At 59.1% G+C, this 23,717-nt stretch carries 22 protein-coding genes; 9 read left to right on the forward strand and 13 right to left on the reverse strand.

Annotated features, from left to right (window positions below; genetic code table 11):
- Positions 1-32: 32 nt before the first annotated feature.
- Positions 33-3,059, forward strand: coding sequence for an FAD-binding and (Fe-S)-binding domain-containing protein (locus tag AB4P91_RS16840; protein ID WP_395603246.1), 3,027 nt, complete (start codon positions 33-35; stop codon positions 3,057-3,059).
- Here AB4P91_RS16840 and AB4P91_RS16845 read toward each other — a convergent pair.
- From AB4P91_RS16845 to AB4P91_RS16855, 3 genes are all read right to left on the reverse strand, one after another.
- The gene (locus AB4P91_RS16845; protein ID WP_395603247.1) at positions 2,992-3,681 is read right to left on the reverse strand and encodes a paraquat-inducible protein A; all 690 of its coding nucleotides are present in this window, start codon (positions 3,679-3,681) and stop codon (positions 2,992-2,994) included. The genes AB4P91_RS16840 and AB4P91_RS16845 overlap by 68 nt on opposite strands.
- Positions 3,678-4,274: a paraquat-inducible protein A gene (locus AB4P91_RS16850; protein ID WP_150598158.1), complete on the reverse strand. Its 597-nt coding sequence runs from the start codon at positions 4,272-4,274 to the stop codon at positions 3,678-3,680. Before AB4P91_RS16850 ends, AB4P91_RS16845 begins: the two co-directional genes overlap by 4 nt.
- A gap of 110 nt (positions 4,275-4,384) precedes the next feature.
- Positions 4,385-5,776: an aldehyde dehydrogenase family protein gene (locus AB4P91_RS16855; protein WP_395603248.1), complete on the reverse strand. Its 1,392-nt coding sequence runs from the start codon at positions 5,774-5,776 to the stop codon at positions 4,385-4,387.
- A gap of 104 nt (positions 5,777-5,880) precedes the next feature.
- On the opposite strand from AB4P91_RS16855, the gene AB4P91_RS16860 reads away from it, so the two are divergent.
- The 4 genes from AB4P91_RS16860 to AB4P91_RS16875 all read left to right on the forward strand — a co-directional run bounded on the left by AB4P91_RS16860 (position 5,881) and on the right by AB4P91_RS16875 (position 9,641).
- Complete coding sequence (locus AB4P91_RS16860) at positions 5,881-6,768, forward strand: LysR family transcriptional regulator (RefSeq protein ID WP_395604970.1); 888 nt, start codon at positions 5,881-5,883, stop codon at positions 6,766-6,768.
- Between the two features lie 83 nt (positions 6,769-6,851).
- A complete protein-coding gene (locus AB4P91_RS16865) occupies positions 6,852-7,658 on the forward strand; it encodes a hypothetical protein (RefSeq protein WP_147282623.1) in 807 nt (268 codons plus the stop codon).
- Positions 7,655-8,308, forward strand: coding sequence for a hypothetical protein (locus tag AB4P91_RS16870; protein ID WP_047301713.1), 654 nt, complete (start codon positions 7,655-7,657; stop codon positions 8,306-8,308). Before AB4P91_RS16865 ends, AB4P91_RS16870 begins: the two co-directional genes overlap by 4 nt.
- Before the next feature lie 22 nt (positions 8,309-8,330).
- Entirely contained in the window at positions 8,331-9,641 is a 1,311-nt protein-coding gene (locus AB4P91_RS16875) for a hypothetical protein (RefSeq protein ID WP_191623974.1), read from the forward strand.
- Positions 9,642-9,680: 39 nt separating this feature from the next.
- On the opposite strand, the gene AB4P91_RS16880 is transcribed toward AB4P91_RS16875, so the two are convergent.
- Both AB4P91_RS16880 and AB4P91_RS16885 read right to left on the reverse strand, forming a co-directional pair.
- On the reverse strand, positions 9,681-10,304 hold the full coding sequence (locus AB4P91_RS16880) for a glutathione S-transferase family protein (RefSeq protein ID WP_150592163.1): 624 nt from the start codon (positions 10,302-10,304) through the stop codon (positions 9,681-9,683).
- A 101-nt stretch (positions 10,305-10,405) separates the two neighbouring features.
- Positions 10,406-11,821 carry a cytosine permease gene (locus AB4P91_RS16885; RefSeq protein WP_150598163.1) on the reverse strand — a complete coding sequence of 472 codons (1,416 nt, stop codon included), beginning with the start codon at positions 11,819-11,821 and terminating at the stop codon, positions 10,406-10,408.
- A gap of 281 nt (positions 11,822-12,102) precedes the next feature.
- Between AB4P91_RS16885 and AB4P91_RS16890 the strand changes: the two genes are divergently transcribed.
- On the forward strand, positions 12,103-13,014 hold the full coding sequence (locus AB4P91_RS16890; RefSeq protein WP_150598164.1) for a LysR family transcriptional regulator: 912 nt from the start codon (positions 12,103-12,105) through the stop codon (positions 13,012-13,014).
- A gap of 18 nt (positions 13,015-13,032) precedes the next feature.
- Here the strand turns inward: AB4P91_RS16890 and argE are convergent, their stop codons facing one another.
- From argE to AB4P91_RS16910, 4 genes are all read right to left on the reverse strand, one after another.
- A complete protein-coding gene (argE, locus tag AB4P91_RS16895; protein ID WP_395603249.1) occupies positions 13,033-14,184 on the reverse strand; it encodes an acetylornithine deacetylase in 1,152 nt (383 codons plus the stop codon).
- Entirely contained in the window at positions 14,181-14,858 is a 678-nt protein-coding gene (locus tag AB4P91_RS16900; RefSeq protein WP_395603250.1) for a DUF1028 domain-containing protein, read from the reverse strand. Before AB4P91_RS16900 ends, argE begins: the two co-directional genes overlap by 4 nt.
- Positions 14,859-14,932: 74 nt before the next feature.
- Complete coding sequence (locus tag AB4P91_RS16905; RefSeq protein ID WP_150598167.1) at positions 14,933-15,349, reverse strand: RidA family protein; 417 nt, start codon at positions 15,347-15,349, stop codon at positions 14,933-14,935.
- A gap of 57 nt (positions 15,350-15,406) precedes the next feature.
- A complete protein-coding gene (locus AB4P91_RS16910; RefSeq protein ID WP_150598168.1) occupies positions 15,407-16,726 on the reverse strand; it encodes an NAD(P)/FAD-dependent oxidoreductase in 1,320 nt (439 codons plus the stop codon).
- A 336-nt stretch (positions 16,727-17,062) separates the two neighbouring features.
- Between AB4P91_RS16910 and AB4P91_RS16915 the strand changes: the two genes are divergently transcribed.
- Positions 17,063-17,446 carry a hypothetical protein gene (locus AB4P91_RS16915; RefSeq protein WP_395603251.1) on the forward strand — a complete coding sequence of 128 codons (384 nt, stop codon included), beginning with the start codon at positions 17,063-17,065 and terminating at the stop codon, positions 17,444-17,446.
- Between the two features lie 195 nt (positions 17,447-17,641).
- Here AB4P91_RS16915 and AB4P91_RS16920 read toward each other — a convergent pair whose 3' ends face one another.
- Positions 17,642-18,460 (reverse strand): alpha/beta fold hydrolase, encoded by an 819-nt coding sequence (locus AB4P91_RS16920; protein WP_395603252.1) that lies wholly within the window; start codon positions 18,458-18,460, stop codon positions 17,642-17,644.
- Positions 18,461-18,644: 184 nt separating this feature from the next.
- Between AB4P91_RS16920 and AB4P91_RS16925 the strand changes: the two genes are divergently transcribed.
- The gene (locus tag AB4P91_RS16925; protein WP_210623571.1) at positions 18,645-19,094 is read left to right on the forward strand and encodes a helix-turn-helix domain-containing protein; all 450 of its coding nucleotides are present in this window, start codon (positions 18,645-18,647) and stop codon (positions 19,092-19,094) included.
- A gap of 96 nt (positions 19,095-19,190) precedes the next feature.
- On the opposite strand, the gene AB4P91_RS16930 is transcribed toward AB4P91_RS16925, so the two are convergent.
- The gene (locus tag AB4P91_RS16930; protein ID WP_395603253.1) at positions 19,191-20,234 is read right to left on the reverse strand and encodes an LLM class flavin-dependent oxidoreductase; all 1,044 of its coding nucleotides are present in this window, start codon (positions 20,232-20,234) and stop codon (positions 19,191-19,193) included.
- Between the two features lie 44 nt (positions 20,235-20,278).
- Positions 20,279-20,764, reverse strand: a complete 486-nt coding sequence (locus AB4P91_RS16935) for a flavin reductase family protein (protein WP_047301703.1) — start codon at positions 20,762-20,764, stop codon at positions 20,279-20,281.
- Positions 20,765-21,171: 407 nt separating this feature from the next.
- Here AB4P91_RS16935 and AB4P91_RS16940 point away from each other — a divergent pair, with 407 nt between their 5' ends.
- Positions 21,172-22,272, forward strand: a complete 1,101-nt coding sequence (locus tag AB4P91_RS16940) for a polyamine ABC transporter substrate-binding protein (protein WP_150592159.1) — start codon at positions 21,172-21,174, stop codon at positions 22,270-22,272.
- 108 nt (positions 22,273-22,380) lie between these two features.
- On the opposite strand, the gene AB4P91_RS16945 is transcribed toward AB4P91_RS16940, so the two are convergent.
- On the reverse strand, positions 22,381-23,361 hold the full coding sequence (locus tag AB4P91_RS16945; protein WP_395603254.1) for a TerC family protein: 981 nt from the start codon (positions 23,359-23,361) through the stop codon (positions 22,381-22,383).
- Positions 23,362-23,717 lie beyond the last annotated feature (356 nt).

The raw sequence follows: 23,717 nt of genomic DNA on the forward strand, positions 1-23,717 counted from the left end.
ACGGCCCGATTTTGACCGAGATGTCCTGACCGATGATTGCCCAGCTGTCGCCCGCAACCGCGCAAACCTCCAATTACCAGCAGTTCCTAAATGCGCTGAAGGCCAGCGGTTTTCGGGGTGAAATCAGCGCCGACTACGCCAGTCGCGTGGTGCTGGCCACTGACAACTCGATCTATCAGCGACTGCCGCAAGCTGCGGTGTTCCCCATGGACGCTGAGGACGTGGCCAAGGTCGCACGACTGATTGCCGACCCGACCTACCAACACGTGGTCATCACCCCGCGCGGCGGTGGCACCGGCACCAATGGCCAGTCGTTGACCGACGGTATCGTCGTCGACTTGTCGCGGCACATGAACCGGATTCTGGAGATCAACGTCGAGCAGCGTTGGGTGCGCGTGCAGGCCGGGGTGGTCAAGGATCAGCTCAACGCCGCGCTGAAATCAGCCGGGCTGTTTTTCGCCCCGGAGCTCTCCACCTCCAACCGCGCCACCGTCGGCGGCATGATCAACACCGACGCCAGCGGCCAAGGCAGTTGCACCTATGGCAAGACCCGCGATCACGTGCTGGAGCTCGATATGATCCTGCGCGGCGGCGAGCGTCTGCACGGTCAGCCGCTTGCGGAGAGCGAACTTGAAGCGCAGTGCGCCCGCGAAGATCGGATCGGCGAAGTCTATCGTTGTGCGCGGCAGATCATTGATGAGCAAGGTGCGCTGATCAAGGCGCGCTTTCCCGATCTCAACCGTTGCCTGACCGGTTACGACCTGGCGCACCTGCGCGAGGCGGACAATCGCTTCAACCTCAACAGCGTGCTGTGTGGCGCCGAAGGTTCGCTCGGTTTTGTGGTTGAGGCGAAGTTGAACGTATTGCCGATTCCCAAACATACGATGCTGGTGAACATTCGCTACGCCGGGTTCATGGACGCGCTCCGTGATGCTCGGGCGCTGATGGCGCTTAAGCCGCTGTCGATTGAAACCGTCGACTCGAAAGTGCTGTTGCTGGCGATGCAGGACATTGTCTGGCACGGCGTTGCCGAGTATTTCCCACAAAGCCCCGACCGGCCGACGCTGGGGATCAACCTGGTGGAATTTTGCGGTGACGATGCCGAAGATCTGCAGCGCCGTGTAGAAGCGTTCGTTGAGCACTTGAGCAACGACCTTACCGTTGAGCGTCTGGGCCACACGCTGGCGGTAGGCCACGCCGCGGTGAACAAGGTATATGGCATGCGCAAACGCGCCGTGGGCTTGCTCGGCAACGTTGCCGGTGAAGCGCGGCCGCAGCCGTTTGTCGAAGACACGGCCGTGCCACCGCAGCATCTTGCCGAGTACATCGCCGAGTTGCGCGATCTGCTCGACAGCCACGGCTTGCAGTACGGCATGTTCGGTCATGTCGATGCCGGCGTACTGCACGTGCGGCCGATTCTCGACATGAAAGATCCGCAACAAGCGGCGCTGGTGCGGCCGGTGTCCGATGGCGTCGCCGCATTGACTCAACGCTACGGCGGCCTGCTGTGGGGCGAGCACGGCAAGGGCCTGCGCTCGGAATACGCGCCCGCGTTTTTCGGTGAGCTGTACCCGGCACTGCAAGCGCTGAAGGCCGCGTTCGACCCGTTCAACCAATTCAACCCGGGCAAAATCGCGACGGCGGCCAACACAGGCGCTGAGCTGCTGAAGATTGATGAAGTGACCTTGCGTGGCGAACTGGATCGACAGATCGACGAGAAAGTCTGGCAGGACTACGGTGCAGCGATGCACTGCAATGGCAACGGCGCTTGTTACAACTTTGATCCTGATGACGCGATGTGCCCGTCGTGGAAAGCCACCCGTGAGCGCGCGCAGTCGCCCAAGGGGCGGGCGTCGTTGATCCGCGAATGGCTGCGATTGCAGGGTGAGGCGGGGGTTGATGTGCTGTCGGAGGCCGTTCGCCGACCTGGGTTTTTCAGCACCTTTTGGCAGCGCTGGCGCAACAGCCGCGCGCAAACGCCAGACTTCTCCCATGAGGTCTACGATGCCATGGCCGGTTGTCTGGCGTGCAAATCCTGCGCGGGCCAATGCCCGGTGAAGGTCAATGTGCCGGAGTTTCGTTCACGATTCCTCGAGCTGTATCACAGCCGCTACCTGCGGCCGGCGCGGGATTATCTGATCGCTTCGCTTGAATACAGCATTCCCTACATGGCGCGGATTCCGGCGCTGTACAACGGTTTGATGGGCGCGTCGGTGGTTCGACAACTGCTGGAGCGCCTGGGCGGCATGGTGGATGTGCCGTTGCTCAGCCGTTTCGATTTCCACGCAGCGATGCGCCGTTGGCAGGTGCAGCCGGCGACGGTGCCGACCTTGTCTGCGCTGACCCAGGCGCAGCGCGAGCGCAGCGTGGTGCTGGTGCAGGACGCGTTTACCCGCTACTTCGAAGCGCCGCTGTTGGCGGATCTGGTTGAGCTGATTTCGCGGCTTGGCTATCAGGTCTATTTGGCGCCGTTCAGTGCCAACGGCAAGCCGCTGCATGTGCAGGGTTTTCTGTCGGCGTTCAACCGCGCGGCGTTGCGCAATGCGCGGCAGTTGCGCGAACTGGCGGATGTCGGCGTGCCGCTGGTGGGGCTGGACCCGGCCATGACCCTGGTTTATCGCCAGGAATATCAGAAAGTCTCCGGTATGCAGGCATGCCCGGAGGTCGCGCTGCTGCAGGAATGGCTGCTCGACGTGATGCCGGAGCAGGCACTTCAAGGCACCGCCGAGAGCTTCCGTTTGCTGGCGCATTGCACGGAAAAAACCAACGCACCGGCCGCAACCCGGCAGTGGGAGCAAGTGTTCGCGCGCGTGGGATTGAAACTGAACACGCAGGCCACCGGCTGCTGCGGCATGTCCGGCACCTATGGCCACGAAGCGCGCAACCGCGCCACTTCGGCAGTGATCTACGAACAATCGTGGGCACGTCAGATCGACGCGCCAGCGCAGAAAGGCGAGGCGCTGGCCACCGGCTATTCGTGCCGCAGCCAGGTCAAGCGCCAGTCGGATCGGGCAGTGCGCCATCCCTTGCAGGTGCTGCTTGAGAGGGTGCGTCGCTGAGCGTTTCGTCGTCCGGCGCGTTGTCCCAGATCAGTCGCGGGTCGAAGCTCATTGCCGAGAGCATGGTGAGCACCACCACCATGCCGAAAAACAGGATGCCCGAACGCGGTTCGATATCGCCCAGCGTCTGGAATTTCACCAGCGCCGCGACCAGGGCAACCACCAGTACGTCGAGCATCGACCAATAGCCGATCAACTCGACGAACCGAAACAGCTTCGAGCGCTCCCGCCGCGCCCAGCCACTGTCGCGCTGCACAGTGATCAGCAACAGCGTCAGGGCTCCGAACTTGACGCCCGGCACGGCAATACTGGCGATGAAGATGATCAGCGCGATATCCCACGCACCGTGCTGCCAGAACTCCAGCACGCCGCTCATGATCGTGCTGTCGGCGCCGCTGCCCAGCATCGTGGTGTTCATCACCGGCAGCAAGTTGGCCGGCACGTAAAACACCAGTGCGGCGAGCAGATAGGCCCAGGTGCGAGTGAGCGAATTGATCTTGCGCCGATGCAGCGGGGCGTCGCAGCGCGGGCACTCATGCGGTTCGTCGGTCATGTCGCAGGCCAGGCCGCAACTGTGGCACAGGCACAGGTTCAGCTCGCTGGCGGTCGCTGGTCGCTTCATAAGATGTCCCAGAGGTCACGGATGTCGCGGCCGGCAATACGGATCATCATCAGGCTCAGCACGGCCAGGGCGAACAGGCCGATACCGGGCAGCACATCAAGCATTCCGGCCAGTTTGAACACGGCGACCATCGCCCCCAGCAAACACACTTCCAGCATGCTCCACGGCCGCAGCGTTTCCAGCCAGCGCATACAGACCTTGAAGCCTGGCGCGCGTCGGGATGAGAGGGCGAAACTCAGCACCCAGATCAGCAACACCAACTGGAACGCCGGGGCAATAATGATCGAGATTGCGGCCACCATCGCCATGAACGTGATCGGCCCCTGGCTCAGGGCGACCACCGAATCCCACAGCGTCGCACTGTTTTTCAAGCCTTTGAGGCTGATGCTCATCACCGGATAGAAATTGGCGAACAGCCACAGCATCGCCGCCGTGAACGACAGGGCCAGACGCTGCTCAACGGTCAGTCCGTTGAAGCGTTCGAGCACCCCGCCGCAGCGTACGCAGAGGGTTTTCTGGTGTTTGCAGAGCACGGCTTTTTCATACACACAATCGCAGTGCTCGCAGATGATCAGGCGTTCGGGGGCGATCATGAAAAGCGCTCGATATCGGGCCCCAAGAGCAGGGGGACCTGATCACTATAGAAGGCCCACGGCAATGGGCAACTTGCAGGGCATCGAGCGCGAGCATTTTCTGCTAATGATCAGCGTCGATCCAGCCACACCGTCTGCGCATTGCAGAACTCGCGAACGCCGAAGTGCGACAGCTCACGGCCAAACCCACTCTTCTTCACGCCGCCGAAGGTCACGCGCGGGTCGCTGGCGGAATAACCGTTGATGAATACGCCGCCGGTTTCCAGCTCGCTGGTCAGTTGCTGGGCCAGTTGCACATTGGCGGTGTAGATCGTCGCGGTCAGGCCGAATTCGCTGTCGTTGGCCAACGCAATGGCATGCGCGCAATCGCGGGCGGTGATGATCGAGGCGACCGGGCCGAACAGTTCCTGTTTGAACGAAGTCATGCGATCGGTAACGTCGGCCAGCACGGTCGGTTCGTAGTAGTTGCCAGCCCCAGCGGTTTTGCCGCCGCCGAGCAACAGGGTCGCACCTTCTTCGAGGGTGTCGCGCACTTGCTGATCCAGTTCATCACGCAGATCAAAACGCGCCATCGGCCCGATGTAAGTCTCGGCAGACAGCGGATCGCCCACCTTCAGCTTGCGCGTTGCCTCGACGAATTTGCGGGTAAATGCTTCAACGACGCCTTCTTCGATGATCAGTCGCTTGGCTGCCGCGCAGACCTGACCGGAGTTCTGGTAGCGACCGATCACGGCGGCCTGAACGGCTTCGTCGAGATTGGCGTCATTGAGTACGATAAACGGATCGGAGCCGCCCAACTCCAGCACGCATTTCTTCAGCGCGGCACCGGCCTGAGCGCCGATGGCCATGCCGGCGCGGACGCTGCCGGTCAGCGTAACGGCAGCAATGCGCGGGTCGGCGATGGCGCTGGAGACCCCTTCTGGAGTGACGTTGATCACTTCAAACACGCCGGGGGCAAAGCCTGCGCGGGTGAACGCATCGCGCAACAAATAAGCGCTGCCCATCACGTTAGGCGCATGCTTGAGGACGTAGGTATTGCCGGCGATAAGCGCTGGAACGGCACCGCGCAGCACTTGCCAGATCGGGAAGTTCCACGGCATCACGGCGAGGATCGGTCCGAGCGGACGGTATTCAATCCGCGCCTTGCCGCCTTCAACCTGAGTCGGTTCAGCCTCGAGCATGGCCGGGCCATGTTCGGCGTACCACTCGCAGAGCTTGGCGCATTTTTCGATTTCACCGCGGGCCTGGGCAATGGGCTTGCCCATTTCCAGGGTGATCATGGTGGCCATGGCCTCAGCGGTTTCACGCAGCGCGCCGGCGAGGGCGGTCAGTGCGCGAGAGCGATCTTGCAACGGCTTGCGTTTCCACTTGCCGAAGCCGAAGGCGGCGCGGGTCAGCGCGGCATCGAGGGCTTCTGCGGATTCAAACGCGTAGCGGCCGATGTGCTCGCCGGTGGCGGGGTTGATCGAGATGGCGTGGGTCTGGCTGGAAATCTGGCTCATGGCTTTCGTCCTGCGTGTTCATTGGATGGGGCTAGAGTAGGGTGGCGTTTGTGTTCTGGAAACTGAATAATAAAGATCGTTTCTTTCACGATTAGAGAATGACTATGGATCTGGTGCAGCTGGAAATCTTCAAAGCCGTGGCCGACCACGGCAGCATCAGCGCCGCCGCCGCGCAGATCCATCGCGTGCCGTCGAACCTGACCACGCGAATCAAACAGCTTGAGCAGGATCTGGGCGTCGATCTGTTTATTCGTGAGAAAAGCCGTTTGCGCCTGTCGCCAGCCGGGTGGAGTTTTCTTGAGTACGCACGGCGCATTCTCGACCTGGTGCAAGAGGCCCGGGCGACGGTTGCCGGTGAAGAACCGCAGGGCGCGTTTCCTCTGGGTTCGCTGGAAAGTACCGCCGCGGTGCGCATCCCTGAACTGCTGGCGGCGTATAACCAGTTGCACCCCAAAGTCGATCTGGACCTGTCCACCGGTCCGTCCGGGACAATGATTGACGGCGTGCTGTCCGGGCGTCTGGCCGCTGCATTTGTCGACGGCCCGGTGTTGCATCCGGCGCTGGAGGGCGTGCCGGCGTTTGAAGAGGAAATGGTCGTCATCGCACCGCTTAACCATCCGCCAGTCCAGCGCGCGGCGGATGTGAACGGCGAGAGCATCTACGCGTTTCGCTCCAACTGCTCCTACCGGCACCACTTCGAAAAATGGTTCAGCACCGACGCCGCCGTGCCCGGCAAGATCTTCGAAATGGAGTCCTACCACGGCATGCTCGCTTGCGTCAGTGCTGGCGCAGGCCTGGCGCTGATGCCACGCAAAATGCTGCAAAGCATGCCCGGCAGCGCGACGGTGAGTGTCTGGCCGCTGGCGGCAGATTTCCGTTACCTGACCACTTGGCTGGTGTGGCGGCGGGGCACGGTGTCGCGCAGCCTGAGCATGTTTGTGCGCTTGCTTGAAGAGCGCGGTGTGGTGCGGGCGGAGCGTGAGTTCGGCTGATTTCAAGCGTGTCGCCCCAGGAAATTCAAAAGGATCAAAGCCGTAAACTGCTCGCTGGTAAAAGGTGAGGCGAAAGGCCATTATTGCGCCTTCTGAAAAACAGCGAAGCGAACGGAATGCTGCACGCCTTCAATCAAGGAAAGAGCAACCTTTACAGACGTTACCTGGGGCACCGCGATGGTAGCGAGAAGCGCGTCAGTGAAGAGGATGAAATCACCGCCCTGATCATGGGCCCGCTGGATTATTTGCCGCCTGCCGCTGCGGGATTGTTCTGGCGCGGTCTCGTCGAGCAGACAGGGCGTACTGCCAGCGCGGCATTTCCCGAGTCGCCGCCAAGCCATATCCGAATGCGCTTCTGGCCACGTCGCGCAGTCGAACCGGATCTGGTCGTGGAATTGCACTGGCCATCTGGAGAGCGGCGCATTTTGCTGGTCGAGTTCAAGTGGAATGCGCCGTTAAGTGGTGAGCAACAGCTGCACCGGCAGTGGCTTGAGTTCCTCACCGAAGCGGAGCGGGCAGACGCCTATCATCTCTTTATCGCCCCGGAAATAAGCGCGGGCCTCAATGCCCTTGGCAGCAACGATGTGTGGCAGGGCAGACTCATTCTCCATTCCTGGATCGGTGTTCTGCATGTGGTGCGCAACCTTCGCGCGGCTGAGTTCTGCGGACTGCAGACCTGGCGAGAGCAGATGACGCGCTTCCTCGGCAAGCTCGGGATCTTGCGGTTTCAGGGGTTTGTCGCGCTAACCACGCCTACGCCTATGTCTGCGCCAAACGAACAGTCTTCTATTTTCTGGCGGCCATTGAGCGGTTTCTCGCAGCTCATGCCACCCGTCGTTCCTTCACTCGAAAAATCCTCCGCCTCTTACCTCTGGGACTCAGCACCGTGACCAATATTTCAGCCATCGGGAAGGCAATCACCGAAAGCATCGAGTTCATTTCTCGAGTCGGCGGCGAGTGTGATCATCTCGCCAAGTTGATCAGGGAGGAGGTGAGTCGCGCGTTGTTGAGCCCGGAAGTTGCGCACCGCTACAAGGCGGGAGGTCAATGGATCGAGAAATTCGCCAATGACGAAAAGGGTTGGATCAATACCGAGCTGGGTTTTTCGCTGCCGGTGGTCATCAAGCCAAAACGTTCGATCTGCGGTTACATCGTCGTGCAGATCAGCCTCGCCGGAAATGGCATCGGTGCAGCGGATAATCACGAGCCACTGATCCATGTCGGATGGTGGGGCGCACCGATTGATTTCGAAGAGTTTCTGATGAGCTTTCCGCTTGATCTGGACAGTGAATTCGATCTTTCACTGCAAGCGGATCGCCTTTTCAAGTGGGCTCACTCTCAGTACGACGATGAGTGGTGCTACAGCCTGTATCTGACCGATATCAACAGCCCCGCGGATGTTCAGGCTCTGATCGTCAACCCTGTAAAAGCGTTGCTGGCAGGCAGTGATGCCGAGCAGGCCCTGTCGCGCACGCGTGCCGTCAGGTATGAAAAATTACTGCACGGGGAGCCCGGTCAATACCGGACTTTGCCACGCTGAGAATGCACACGGGAAACAGCACATGCTTCAGTATTTGAAACTCGCCGTAGTCGACGATTTTATCGATTGGCTCGCCGCCAATCTTGACCAACCATTGTTTGCTCATGCCTACGTTGATCGTCGCCACGGTCCAAGAACATTCACTGGCTTGCCCGATGCGCTTTCGCAGTATTTCTGGAAGCACAATGGCGCGCTTGGCGCACCTGGTGGCACGTGCCTGACCAGCAGCAATGCCGTATTGAACGCACTTCGACAGGCCTTGAACACCGGGATGAAAAACTCCAACGATGCAGCCACGCTTTCGGCGAGCATCGAAGTCATGGCCTGGGGCGGCGTGCGGGCAGGCAATGCGCGCTGGCTGACTATCAACACCGCAAAACTTGTGAGCATCCTCTCTTCGACGACGGCTGCGCTGGCCAGCCAAAACCTGGCTCATGGACTCCTTGCGACTCGCGGGCAGATGCGCTTCAACGCCGGCATGACCAAGGTCTACTCGCTGTTGGTCGATGATTTCATCATTTACGACAGTCGCGTCGCCGCTGCTCTGGACTGGATCGTAGTGAAATATTGTCAGGCCAGACAACTGCCCGCAGTACCCGCAGAACTGGCCTTTCCCTGGGCGCCTGCGAAAGAAGCAGCCAATGCCAAGGCACCGAAAAATCGCGATCCACGGCAACATAACTATTACTTCCCCCGTTTGGCTGCCGGTGAGCCACATGCTGTCTGGAACCTGAAAGCTAGCGGGATTCTGGCCGAAGTCTTGCGCCGAGCGCCTTTCAGCGCATTCAATACTGCCTCGACGATACCCGCGCTACGCCGACTTGAGGCAGCACTGTTCATGATTGGCTACGACTTGCCACACGGCCGGTCGAGCGAGGTTGCAGTGAGCCCGCGCGAGATTGACGACGAAGAGGATTGGACGGAGTGCTTCACCGCGGCACGCGGCAGAATGTTCCATTATCGAATTCAAACCGATGGCATCTATTTGCAGGATGGGCGCGTCTATCCGGCCGAAGTCATCAACTCGATGCTGAACATTCTCCGTTCACAATTCAAAAGCGGCCATTTTCCGTTGGCGAACAGTGCAACCGATGTTCGTTCCGGAAACAGCAAGCCAGGCGTGGGTAGCGCGTACTTCCAGGCCACCGCAGACAAGGGCAACCCGCCAGACAGCAGTGCTCTGGTCGCCGTTCTGCATGATTTGGGCGCGCTGAACCATACGGCTGGTCGCCGCGATCCATGGTCGATCAACGACAGTGAATTTGCACATCAAAGCAAAATGGATGTGAGTGTTCTGTTCACCCGCCAGCTTGAGTTGAACGACGCCCTGTAAGGGTCGGATCGGCAACGTGTTCAGGGCAAATACGGATGATCACGGCGTGCCGTTGCGACCGTAAAGCAGATAGCCGGGACGCTCGCTCAAGCGTTCGTAGTAGGCGTTTACGGCGGGCAAATGCGGATGATTGAGCGGCGTTTCGAACCAGCGATTGACCGACAAGCCAATCGGGATGTCCGCCAGTGAAAACCGCTCGCCGCTGACGTAGGCGCCGGTTTTCTGCAGTTGCCGGTCGAGGATTTGCATGTTTCTCGACCACGCTTGGCAACCGGCGGCCAAGGCGTCCGGATCTTGATAGTCCGGTGACTTGCGCACCAGTGCCATCAGCGGATAAGACCATGAACGGTTCAGCTCCGCCGGCTGCCAGTCGAGCCATTGATCGATCCGCGCCCGCTCGCGCGCATCAGCCGGGTAAAGGTGCGAACCGTCATAGCGTGCCACCAGATAACGAATGATCGAATTGGATTCCCACAGGGTGAAATCCCCGTCCTGAATCACCGGCACCATGGCGCAGGGGTTGAGTGCCAGGAACTCAGGCGTGTCGGTGGATTGGAAGCCCGAGCCCCAATCCTCACGCTCGAACGGGATCTGCAGTTCGGCGCAGGTCCATAGGACTTTGCGCACGTTGATAGATGAAGCCTTGCCCAGAATTCGCAGCATTGGATGTCCCTCTCCCTATGGTCGGCGGTGCTAAATAAATACCACAGGCCAATGCAGAAGGCCCACACATGGCGGGCCTTCGTTTTTCGTCGAACCAACTCTCAGAGGCTGCTTGCCAATTTGCCACCGAACATCCGTCGACGGTAGGCACTGTCTCGGTTGGCCAGCCAGAAGTACAGCGGCGAGGTCACCAGTAAGCCCACCACCCATGACAGATCAGCACCGTTGATGTGCGCCGAAATCGGGCCGACGTACAGCGGCGTGTTCATGAACGGGATCTGTACTGCGATGCCGATCGCATAGGCCAGCAACGCTTGCGGGTTGTAGCGGCCGTAGATGCCGCCGTCGACCTGGAAGATTGAAGCGATGTCGTACTTGCCCTTGTGGATCGCGTAGAAGTCGATCAGGTTGATCGCCGTCCACGGCACCAGCACCACCAGCAACACCAGCACCATGTCGACGAAGTGGCCGATGAAGTCCGCCGACGCACCGACGGCGGCGAAGCAGCAGGCGAGCAGGACGATGATCGAGATCAGCGCCCGACTCTTGGCGGTCGGGATCCAGCGGTAGGCAAAGGTTTGCACCAGGGTGATCAGCGACAGTACCGCGCCGTACAGGTTGAGGGCGTTGTGGCTGATTACGCTGAGCAGGAACAGTACAAGCATCAACGGACCGATCGCACCGGTGGCCATTTTTACCGCGTCCATGGTGTCCATGCCCACTGGCGTCGCCAGCACGGCTACAGCGCCGAAGATGAACGACAGGCTCGAACCCAGTGCCGAGCCCAGATAGGTGGTCCAGAACGTCGACGACACCTTCACATGGGCTGGTAGGTAACGCGAATAGTCGGAAACATATGGCGCGAACGCTATCTGCCACAACGCTGCTAATGAAACTGTGGCGAGCCAACCCGAGAGGTTGAAACTGCCGCGTGTGAGGAAGTCATCGGTCTGAACGTGGGTCAGGATGTAGGCAAAACCGACGATGATGCCGATCCCCAGCACCCAGGTGCCAATGCGGTTGAGCACGTGGATGAAGCGGTAGCCAATGATGCCGATGATCCCTGAACCGAGGGCGCCGATGACGATGCCGACTGGCACTGGAACGCTGTCGACCACTCCGTGCAGCGATTTGCCGGCGAGGACGATGTTGGAGGCGAAAAAGCCGATGTACATCACGCCTGCGATCAGCACCACCAGCAAGGCGCCGAGGGAGCCGAACTGCGCACGGCTCTGAATCATTTGCGGGATGCCCATCTGCGGGCCTTGCGCCGAGTGCAGCGCCATCAGCACGCCGCCGACCAGATGGCCGACCAGAATCGCGACGATGCCCCAGAGTAGATTCAAGTGAAACAACTGCACGCCCAACGCACCGGTGACGATGGGCAACGGCGCAATATTGCCGCCGAACCAGAGCGTGAACAGATCCCTGACTTTTCCGTGGCGATCTTCGGGGGGCACATATCCTATCGTGTGTTTTTCAATGAGCGGAGCGGAGGTTGCTGCTGAGGTGGCCATGACGGACTCCAAGGCAAGGATGAGTACGTGGACGTACTTCGGTAAGCGCCGGCACGGATGGCGCATTTCTTGTTGAAGTGATCATGTGCAAAGCCCCGGGATAGATAAATTAGTAAGTTTGTTGCTAAAGACCTTAAAAAATATATGCCCCAGGCGGCGGGGGTGTCGGGTATGTTCAGCGTTGATCAAACAACAAAGTCTTTCAGGGGCGGGCCCTTTTCTGTGGTGCTCACTGCAGGCGCTGCCGAAGGCTGCGATCCTTTGCATTACTGGAGATTCCGATGGCCGCCTATAACCTGCGCCAGCTCAAATACTTCGTCACCACCGCCGACTGCGGCAGCGTCGCCGAGGCCTCGCGCAAGCTCTATATCGCGCAGCCGTCGGTGTCGACCGCGATCAAGCATCTGGAAGAAAGCTTCGGCGTGCAGTTGTTCATCCGTCATCACGCCCAAGGCGTTTCGCTGACGCCGAGCGGTTCGCGGTTTTATCGCAAGGCTCTGGAGCTGTTGCGGGTGGCCCATGAATTCGAACAGAACGCTTTGGCCGACAACGACGTCGTCGCCGGACAGATCGATATCGGCTGCTTCGAAACCGTCGCACCGTTGTACCTGCCGCGCCTGATTGCCGGTTTCAAAGAGCGCTGGCCCGGGGTCGAAATCCGCATTCGTGACGGTGAGCAACAGGAGTTGGTGCAGGCGCTGACTGCCGGCAGTATCGACCTGGCAATGCTCTTCGAACACGACCTAGACAGCACGATAGAAACCGTGCCGCTGATGCCGCCGCAGCAGCCCTACGCCTTGCTGCCGGCGGATCACCGCTTTGCGCAACAGGCGAAAGTCTCGCTGCACGATCTAGTGCTGGAGCCAATGATTTTGCTTGATGTAGTGCCAAGCCGAACCTACTTCGTGAGCATCTTCGAAGAACGCGGATTGACCCCGCACATCGTCTTCAGCTCACCGTCAATCGAGATGGTGCGCGGCATGGTCGGGCGTGGTTTCGGCTTTTCGATTCTGGTGACCAAGCCGTTCAGCGACTACACCTACGACGGTCAGCAAGTGGTGTGCGTGCCGCTGGCAGAAAACGTCACCGGCTCGGGATTGTCGGCTGCCTGGCTGCGGAGAGTGCAACTGACCAAACCGGTGCAGTTGTTTGTCGATCATTGCAGGGAGGAATTGGCTCGACTGTACGCTTGAGTGCAGCCGAACCGATGCTCAGTAACGGATAGATGTCAGCATCCGTTGGAGCATTGCATCGCAGTCCTGCAGTTGGGCGAGGCTGACAAACTCATCCGGTTTGTGGCCCTGATCCATGCTGCCGGGGCCGCAAACCACGGTGGGAATGCCAGCCGCATCGAACAGTCCGCCTTCGGTGCCAAAGGCTACCGTGCCGAATTCCTTTGAGCCGCATAACGTCGCAATCAGCTCGGCGGCATGACTCTGCTCATCGGTAGCCAGGCCTGGGTAGGCCGACAGTTCGCTGAAGCGAATATCACTGTGTTCATTGACAGCGCGCATGCGTGGCAGCAAGTGTTGCTCGGCGTAGGTTTTCAACGCCGCAGCGACGAGGCACGGATCCTGCGAGGGCAGGGCGCGGATCTCGAAATCGAAGCGGCAGTCGGCCGGCACGATGTTCAGCGCCTTGCCACCGCTGATGACGCCGGTCTGCACCGTGCTGTAGGGCGGGTCAAAGCGGGCATCGTGATGCTCTGGCGCCTTCAGTTGTTGGCCGAGACGGCCCAGTTCACCGATCAACTCAGCCGCGTATTCAATGGCATTGACCCCAAGCGGTGCGTAGGCCGAATGGCAGGGGTGGCCATGCACGTCGCAACGCATCGCGAGTTTGCCCTTGTGGCCGAGCACCGGTTTGAGCTCGGTGGGTTCGCCGATGATGCACAGCAGCGGTTTGACTGGACGCTGCTCCAGCACCTTGAGCAGCGAGCGCACACCGAGGCAGCCGACCTCTTCGTCATAGGACAGCGCGATGTGCACCGGCATGCTCAACGATGCTTTCACCAACGCTGGCACTAGCGCAAGTACGCAAGCAATGTAGCCCTTCATGTCCGCCGTGCCACGGCCGAACAGTTTGCCGTCGCGTTCGGTGAGGTCGAAGGGCGGCAGCGTCCACGGCTGACCATCGACTGGCACCACGTCGGTGTGCCCGGACAGCACGATGCCCGGTTGATCCACCGGGCCGACCGTGGCGAACAGATTAGCCTTGCTGCGCTCATCGTTGTAGATCAGCGCGCACGGCACGTCGAAGCTGGCGAGGTAGTCGCGCACGAACTCGATCAACAGCAAGTTGGATTCACGGCTGGTGGTGTCAAACCCGACCAGCGTCTTGAGCAACTCGACGCTGCTGTTCATCGATCATCTCCGGCGACGCCGTAACCCGGTGCCTTGGCCGGATCGAGGGCGCGGTCGATGTAATCCTGAAGCTGTGGCTGATAGGCATTCCAGAGTTTTTGCAACTGACCGATCGGGTCTTCGTCGGCCCAGTCTACCCGCAGGTTGACGATCGGCCAGGTCTGTTCACCGACCACCACAATAGCGGCAGAATGGACGGGACCTGCTTCGCCACCGAGCGCTTGGGCGGCGTGCAGGGCCTTGAGCAGTCGGTCAGCCAATTGGCCTTCACCCTGCTCAAACGCACTGACCATCGCCTCAATCACCGAGCGCCCGGCGAGCATGTTGCCGGCCGCCACGCATTGTTCACCGGAGACCGCATTGTGCACGCCGAGGGTTTGCGCGCCGCTGAAATGCGCGGTCTGGCCGAGGTGATTAACCGCGGTAATTTGGCGATATTGGCTGTAGCCGTTGCGGGTCAGCACTTTGTCGAGGGCATGGTCGGGCGTAAAGCCTTGCTCCATGAGGGCCAGGACTTCCGGGCCGAGGGACGGCAGGGTGATGTTCTGGCTCGACACTGCGCCGACACCCGGCAGTAGCCAAGGGCAACGCGCACCGACGGCGATGCTGGAGGAGCTGATGGCGATACCGAATTGACCGGTTTCGGGGCAGCGTGCGGCGATGGAAAAAGTCATGGATATGTTCCTTGGGTGTCTGGGTTGGCCTCATCGCTGGCTTGCCAGCGATGGCCGCAACTCGGTGAGTCTGCTTACTCGGGAATCACCGCAATCACATCAATCTCCATCAGCCACTGCGGCTGCCCCAGTGCCGACACCACCAGCCCCGTCGAAATCGGGAACACGCCTTTGAGCCATTTGCCGACTTCCTGATACACCGCCTCTCGGTAGCGCGGGTCGATGAGGTAAGTGGTGGTCTTGACGATATGACTCATGTCGCTACCGGCTTCTTCCAGCAGCTGTTTGACGTTGCGCATGGCTTGCTCGGCCTGCGCACGTGGATCGCCGAGGCCGACCAGATTGCCGTCGAAATCGGTCCCGACCTGACCTCGCACATATATCGTGTTGCCTGCGCGAACCGCTTGGCACAGGTCATTGTCCAGACTCTGGTTCGGGTAAGTCTCTTTGGTGTTGAACATGCGAATTCGGGTGTGAGTGGGCTGGCTCATGGGAAGCTCCTGACGAAGGTGGGCCCGGCGCAATCGGCGCCGGTGCGACAGAGGGAATCAAGCGTCGACGGTGTCTGCCGCTTTGTTGTGGGTGGCCGGGTGCAGCGCGGCTTCACGCTGCTCGGCATCGCGGTAGTCCAGATACTTGCGCTGGGTGGCGATGTGATCGGCGACATGCTTGGCGTCGTGCCAAACGCCCCAGATAAACGAGGACCCCCGGCGCGACTGCCACGGCAGCCCGAGGAAATACACCCCCGGCTCATTCGACACACCGCGCTGATGCGCAGGCTTGCCGTTGTCATCAAATGCCGCGACCTGCAGCCAGGAATAATCCACGGCGAAACCGGTGGCCCAGATGACCGACGTAACACCGGCCTTGACCAGGTCCAGATCGACCAGCGGATTTTTCACGCACTCTGGGTCCGCATAGGTTTCGCGAGCCTGCGGTTCTTCCGGCAGGTCCAGGCCATTGCGTTCGATGTATGCGTCGGCGGCGTCGAGCAGCGCCAGATAGTTCTCATCACCGCGCTTGAGATTGCCGAGCAGATCCTGCTTGAAGGTCACCACGCCGTCGCTGAACGATTCGGTCACGCCGACCAGCGTCATGCCGCGATGAGCCAAGCCGCGAAAATCGATGGTGCGCCCGCCATGAGCGCCGCTGACCGCGATGGTTACGTGCTCGCGCCCGGGTTTCATTGCCGCCTGATCCCACTCGCCGAGCACCCCCAGCCACCAGCAGAAATCCCTGTTGCGATAGGCGCGAGGCGGTCGGTCGTGAGCACCGACCGAGAGGTAAACCTGCTTGCCAAAGCGTTGCAGTTCATCGGCAATCTGTACCCCTGACGAACCGGCGCCCACCACCAGCACTGCGCCGTTTGGCAATTGCTGTGGGTTGCGATAGTCCGCGGAGTGAATCTGCAAAAGACCCTGGACTTTCGGCGCAATCGCCGGGATTACCGGGCGCTGGAAAGGCCCGGTTGCAGCAACCACGCGCGAGGCTTCGATCACGCCCTCGGAAGTCTCGACGGTGAAGCCCGGACGCCCGACATTGCGCACGACACTCCTGACTTCGACGCCGGTGCGGATCGGCGCGTTGAATTTTTTCGCGTAGGCTTCGAAGTAGTCGGCCACGCGTTCTTTCGGGGCGAAACCGTCGGGATCGACGTCATCGAATTCAAGGCCAGGAAAGCGGTCGTGCCACGCCGGACCGTTGGCCACCAGCGAATCCCAGCGCCCCGTGCGCCAGCGTTCCGCAATACGATTACGTTCCAGAACGATGTGCGGTACACCGAGTTTGCTCAGGTGTTCGCTCATCGCCACGCCAGCCTGGCCGGCACCCACTATGAGTGTGTCTGTTGTTGTTATTTCAGTGGTCATCTCTACATCCTTCCTAGCAAGGCAGTTGGATTCGGGCGCTGTCGGCTTGTCCGTTTTGCTTGCGGTCAGACTAAGGAGGAGGGGGGTATCGGTAAAATATTATTAAGCTGGGATGTGAAGATAAAAAACTGATGCAGAATTATGTCTGGCTGGAAAACGGGGCTATCGAGGACCGGAGGTTACTGCCCAGGCGATCAAAGATAGTGCAAATCATGCGTAAAAAACTGGCGACGCCCGAAACAAAATAATGTCATAAACCTGCCTGATACAATCGCTTTTCGTCGATATTTGTGTAGCCGAAAAATGTCGACCCAAGTGGAATTAAAGGAGTTGGAAATGGCGCTTGCGGATGGTCTTGTAGTGGTGTCCTTGGTACTAAGTGTCCTGGCATCAGCGTTTCTGGCATATGACGCGATCTGGGCACCTGGCGCACGTTTTCAACAAGGTGTCAGAGTTAGAAAGCTGGAACACTTGAATGAGTTGATTGAGTCGCAGACTGTGAAGATCAACGAGCTTCCTGCCGTATATACACCGCAGGAGAAAGAGCATTTGATTTTGGAACTTCAGGAGCGGCTGGCACCGGGCAAAACAAGACTGGAGTCTGAATTGCACCTTTGGGAGAAACATCCAGTGCGGGTAACTCTTTACGCATTTTTGGGGCTTTTGTGCCTTTCCATTGCGTCGATATTACAAGGGGTGGTGCATTTTATTGGCAGGTGAAAGTCCGCGACCTATGCGACATTTGTAATGTTAAAACACCTAGTGATTGCGTTGAACTACGGTGTGAAGTTACTCGAAAAGTCACCATGTACAAGAGGCATTGATTGAGGAATCAATGCCTCACTGCAGGGTTAAATAGCAATAGATCCGCTAACTAGCTTCCCTCCTTGGCCATAGATCCGGCAGTCCCATGCATCAACGATTCAGGAACGCCAACAAATCCTTATTCAACGCCTGCGCATGCGTCACCGCAAAACCATGCGGTGCGCCGGCATAGACCTTGAGTTCAGCCCCTTTGATCTGCGCGGCGGCCTGTTTGCCGGTGGTTTCGAACGGCACGATCTGGTCGCCGTCGCCATGAATCACCAAGGTCGGCACATCGATTTTCGCCATGTCCGGGCGGAAGTCGGTTTCCGAGAAGGCCGTCACGCAGTCCACGGTGCCTTTGAGCGACGCCAGCAGCGCGACGTTCAGGGTTTGCGTCAGCACGCCATCGGAGACGGTCTGACCCTGATTGGTGCCATAGAACGGCGCGGCAAAATCAGCGATGAACTGCGCGCGATCTTTCAGCAGACCGGCCTTGATGCCATCGAACACCGACGTGTCGACGCCCTGCGGGAAGTCGGCTTTCTTGCCGAACAGCGGCGTCACCGCGCCCAGCAAAACCAACCCGGCAACGCGCTCGCTGCCGTGCCGGGCGATGTAGCGGCTGACATCACCGCCGCCCATGGAGAAACCCACCAGCGTCACTTCGCGCAGGTCCAGATGATTGATCAGTTGCGCGATGTCATCGGCAAAGGTGTCGTAGTCGTAACCGGTCCACGGCTGATCGGAACGGCCGAAACCCCGACGGTCGAAAGCGATGGTGCGATAGCCTCGACTGCTCAGGTATTCCATCTGGTATTCCCACATGTCGGCGTCCAGTGGCCAGCCGTGGCTGAACAGCACGGGCTTACCGCTGCCCCAGTCCTTGTAATAGAGTTCGGTGCCGTCTTGCGTGGTGAGCGTGCTCATGGAAACTCCTTGCGTCAGGGTTCTTCGAAGGGCGTGCATGGATTGCCGAAAAGGCAGCCTTCACTATCCACGCAATCGCAACCGGTCACTTGTATGCAGGTGCTGGGTTGGATCTCGGCATCAGGGTTGTATGATGCAACCCTGAACCACAAGGCCGATCACTGGTTTGAGGGAGTACGTTGACGTGAAGCGCAAAAGCCTGCAAGGCAATGCCTGCCCGGTTGCCCGGACACTGGACCTGATCGGTGACTGGTGGTCGTTGCTGATCATCCGCGATGCGCTGGAGGGCATACGCCGGTTCAGCGATTTTCAAAAGAACCTGGATATCGCCAAAAACATGCTCAGCGCCCGCCTCAAGGCGCTGGTGGAGCAGGGCATCCTGCAAACAGTACCGGCCGCCGATGGCGGCGCCTATAAGGAGTATGTGCTGACCGAACGCGGCAAGGCCTTGCAGACCGTGATTGTCGCGCTGTCGCAATGGGGCGGCGAGTTTATGTACGCGCCGGGGGAGGCGGGATCAGTGATGGTCGATGCGAAGAATCGGCAGCCGATCCGCAAGATTGAACTGAAGGCGGCGGATGGTCGCGTGTTGGCGGCGAACGAGGTGGCGACCCGATTCGGCGTCGAGCACTGAAAAATCGTCTTTAACAGCGTCCTCGACGGAATAGAAGGGGAGCGTTCATCCTGATAAATACTCCCCCGTTTTCAGTTATGGAGTGCGCAACGGTTTTCAGCGGAACGCCGGCACCACGTGCTTGATAAACAGCGCCAGCGATTTCTTCTTCTCCTCATGCGGCAAGCTGTTGTCACACCAGAAACTGAACTCATCCACCCCCAGTTCCTGGTAGTACTTGATCCGCGGAATAATCTCTTCCGGCGTTCCGATCATCGCCGTCTTGTGCAGACTCTCCAGCTCAAACTCCGGACGTTCGGCAAACTTCTCTTCCGGGCTCGGCGCGAGGAAGCCGTTCACCGGTGTTTCCTTGTTGCCAAACCACGCATCAAACGTGCGGTAGAACCGCGAGATCGCCTTGGCGCCGACTTTCCATCCATCCGGATCATCAACGGTGTGTACGTGGGTATGACGCAGCACCATCAATTGCGGGCGCGGCACGTCAGGATTGTTGTCCAGTGCGGTCTGGAATTTGTTCTTCAGGTCGAGGACTTCTTCGTCACCCTTCATCAATGGCGTGACCATCACGTTGCAGCCATTGGCCACGGCGAAGTTGTGCGAGTCCGGGTCACGGGCGGCGATCCACATGGGTGGGTTGGGCTTCTGGATCGGTTTCGGCACGCTGGTGGAGGTGGGGAATTTCCAGATGTCGCCGTCGTGGGCGTAGTCGCCTTTCCACAGGGCGCGGACCACCGGGACCATTTCTCTAAGGGCCTGGCCACCGCTTGATGCGGGCATGCCGCCGGCCATGCGATCAAATTCAATCTGATAGGCGCCACGCGCCAGGCCGACTTCCATGCGGCCGTTGCTGATGACGTCGAGCAACGCGCATTCACCGGCGACCCGCAGCGGGTGCCAGAACGGCGCGATGATGGTGCCGGCGCCGAGATGGATGGTGGTGGTTTTGGCCGCGAGGTAGGCCAGCAGCGGCATCGGGCTCGGCGAAATTGTGTATTCCATGGCGTGGTGTTCGCCGATCCACACGGTGCTGAAACCGCCGGCTTCGGCCATCAGGGTCAGTTCGGTGAGGTCTTCGAACAGTTGGCGGTGGCTGACGCTTTCGTCCCAGCGTTCCATGTGTACGAACAGGGAAAATTTCATGACGTTTCCTCGGATTTTTTTTTTGTTGTGGCTGCAGGTTTTGATCAGGCCAGCACGGGCAGGGCGCCCATTTTGCCGTGGCAATACACCAGCGGCCCGGCGCACTGTTCGGGCACGATCAGGTTCTTCACCGCGCCGACCATGATCGCGTGGTCGCCACCTTCGTATTCACGCCACAACTCGCACTCGATCACCGCTGTCGCGTTGGCCAGAATCGGATTGCCCAGTTCACTCAATGTCCACTCGATGCCCTGCGCCTTGTCCTTGCCTTTGCGGGCGAAGGCGTAGGCTTCGCTTTGCTGACCACCGGACAGAACATGGATCGCAAAGCGTTTGTTCTTGATCAATACCGGGTAGGAGTCGGAACTGTAGTTGGGGCAGAACAGCACCAGGGCCGGATCGATCGACAGCGAACTGAAGGCACTGGCGGTCAGCCCGACAATCTGGCCGTCGTCATCAAGGGTGGTGATGACGGTTACGCCGGACGGGAACGAGCCCATGACTTGTTTGTAGATGGCGGCATCGATCATGGGGCGGTCCTCGGGTGATGTGACGCGATTATTATGAATTTGTTGGTCTGATGGTATACCAGTATTTGTTCTTTGCAAGGGCTTTTAAGAGGAGCCGATAAGCGTGGCTTTTGCGTCGAAAAGGCGATGTTCAACGGGGTTTGATTAGTCGCGAAGTGGGTGACTCGCGCCCGAACAAGGCCTTGGCATACAGCGGCTAGTTTCGTCTGCGCATTACGGTGGTCATGCAAATTGGCCATATCGATCCCCTTTTGGCCCATCGCCCACTGTGATCCATCTACACGCTCAGCAAGAATCAAAGCCACAACGAAACGCCAGACCTTTTTACCCTTGGCTATCTTTAAAGCCACTGCCGTGTACAGAACATAAAAACCATTGAACTCACGTCGCATTTTGGGAAAACAACCATGGTCACGATGAAACGTATTCTGGGTGCCACCGTCTGTGGACTGACGCTGCTGGCCAGCGCGGTCCAGGCCGAGCAGCGCGAACTGCGGGTGTATAACTGGGCGGATTACATCCTGCCGGCGGTGCCCAAGGATTTCGCAGCGCAAAGCGGCATCAAAGTGACCTGGGACACCTTCGACACTAACGAATCTCTGGAAGCCAAACTTCTTACCGGTAACTCCGGTTACGACCTCGTGGTGCCTTCGAACCAGTTTCTCGAGACCCAGATCAAGGCGGGTGTGTTTCAGAAACTCGACAAGTCAAAGTTGCCCAACTGGAAACACCAGGACCCTGAGCTGTTGAAGCTGCTGGGCAAGAACGATCCCGGCAACCAGTACGGCGTTCCCTACATGGTCGGTACGGTGCTGATCGGCTTCAACCCGGCCAAGGTCAAGGCTGCCTTGGGCGAGAACGCGCCGGTGGACAGCTGGGATCTGGTGTTCAAGCCCGAAAACATGGAAAAGCTGAAATCCTGCGGTGTGGCGATGCTTGATTCACCGACGGAAATTCTGCCGCTGGCCCTGCATTATCTGGGCCTCGATCCGAACAGCCAAAACCCCGCCGACTACGAGAAAGCCAAAGAGCTGATGCTCAAGGTTCGTCCCTACGTCACCTACTTCCACTCCGCCAAATACATGACCGACATTGCCAACGGCGACATCTGCGTAGCCATCGGTTATTCCGGCAGCTTTTATCAGTTCGGCAACCGCGCGAAAGAGTCGGGCAATGGTGTGGTGGTCGACTGGCGCTTGCCGAAGGAAGGCGCGCCGATCTGGTTCGATACGTTCGCGATTCCGAAGAGCGCGAAGAACGTCGCCGAGGCCCATGAATTTCTCAACACCTTGCTGGATCCGAAGGTCATCGCGCCGATCAGTGATTTCCTCGGTTACCCGAATGCGAACAAGGATTCGATGGCGTTGATCAACAAGGACATCACTGGCAACCCGAACCTGACGCCGACCCCCGAGGCGCTGAAAACCCTCTACGTCGTCCAGCCACTGCCGCAAAAGGTTGAGCGTGTACGCACCCGGGTCTGGACCAGCATCAAATCCGGTAATTGACAGCACATCACCCTGTGGGAGCGAGCTTGCTCGCGAAAGCGTCGAGCCATCCAACGATGATGTTGGCTGATCCACCGCCTTCGCGAGCAAGCTCGCTCCCACAGGGATTTAGGGTGACTGGTTTTCCGGCGCTTTGCTCTTGGTCGTGATCAGGCTCAGCAGCACCGACCCGAAAATCACCCCGCCCACCACCGCCAATGACCATTCCACCGGCATGTGGAACCACGGCATCAATGTCATCTTGGCGCCGATGAACACCAGCACGATCGCCAAACCGTACTTGAGCAGGTGGAAGCGGTCGGCCATGTCCGCCAGCAGGAAGTACAGCGCCCGCAGGCCCATGATCGCGAAGATGTTCGAGGTGAAGACAATGAACGGGTCAGTGGTGACGGCGAAGATCGCCGGAATGCTGTCGACCGCGAACATCAAATCGCTGGCCTCGATCAGCACCAGCACCAGAAACATCGGCGTGGCCCAGCGCACGCCGTTTTGCAGGACAAAAAACCGTTCGCCATGAAAGCCGCTGGTTATGCGCATATGCCCGCGCACCCAGCGCAATAAAGGGTTTTTCTCCAGATCCGGTTGCTGATCGGCAAACACCAGCATCTTGATACCGGTGATGATCAGGAACACCCCGAACACGTACAGCAGCCACTCGAACTGCGACACCAGCCACACCCCGGCAAAAATCATCACCGCGCGCATCACGATCGCCCCGAGTACGCCGTACAGCAGCACCCGACGCTGCAACTCCGGCGGCACGGCGAAGTAGGTGAAGATCATCACGAAGATAAACATGTTGTCGATCGACAGCGACTGCTCGATCAGATAACCGGTGAGGAATTCCAGGGTTTTCTGTCGGGCGATGTCGCCGCCGAATTCCCCGTTGAGATACCACCACAGCAGCCCGGCGAAGCTCAGCGCCAGCAAGCACCAGGCAATGACCCAAGCCGAGGCTTCTCGCACTGAAACCCGATGCGCCTTGCGCCCGCCGAACACAAAAAGGTCCAGGGCCAACATCGCAAGTACGAAGACGATGAAAGCGCCCCACATCCATGGTTCGCCGATATTGATGTTCGTTTCCAGCATGTCACGCTCCCCGTTTCTGGTTGTTTTAGGGTCAGACGAGGCCATGCTAGCGACGTGATTGGGCGAAAGAAAAATCGTTTATTTCTGGTTTAGAGTTCGTAAATAACGAAGTGTCGAGCCCTGGCTTGACGCCGGCGGGTGCCCGGTTACCCCGTTGGTGTAAATGTCGTGATCCTGCACTTTCAATGATGAGCGCCGACGCGCTGGCAGAGTTAACAGCCTGGGCGGTAACATGCCATTAAAGGGGGGTGAGCATTTAGAGAGGAGGGAAGGGTATTGTTTTCGGGGATAAGTAGCTGCCAAACACAGCGAGAGATAACGTTCTCGTTTGGCATTGGTTGTTCTTTAATATCTAA

It is taken from the genome of Pseudomonas sp. B21128 (genome assembly GCF_044218865.1).
In the GTDB taxonomy this organism is placed as follows: domain Bacteria; phylum Pseudomonadota; class Gammaproteobacteria; order Pseudomonadales; family Pseudomonadaceae; genus Aquipseudomonas; species Aquipseudomonas iridis.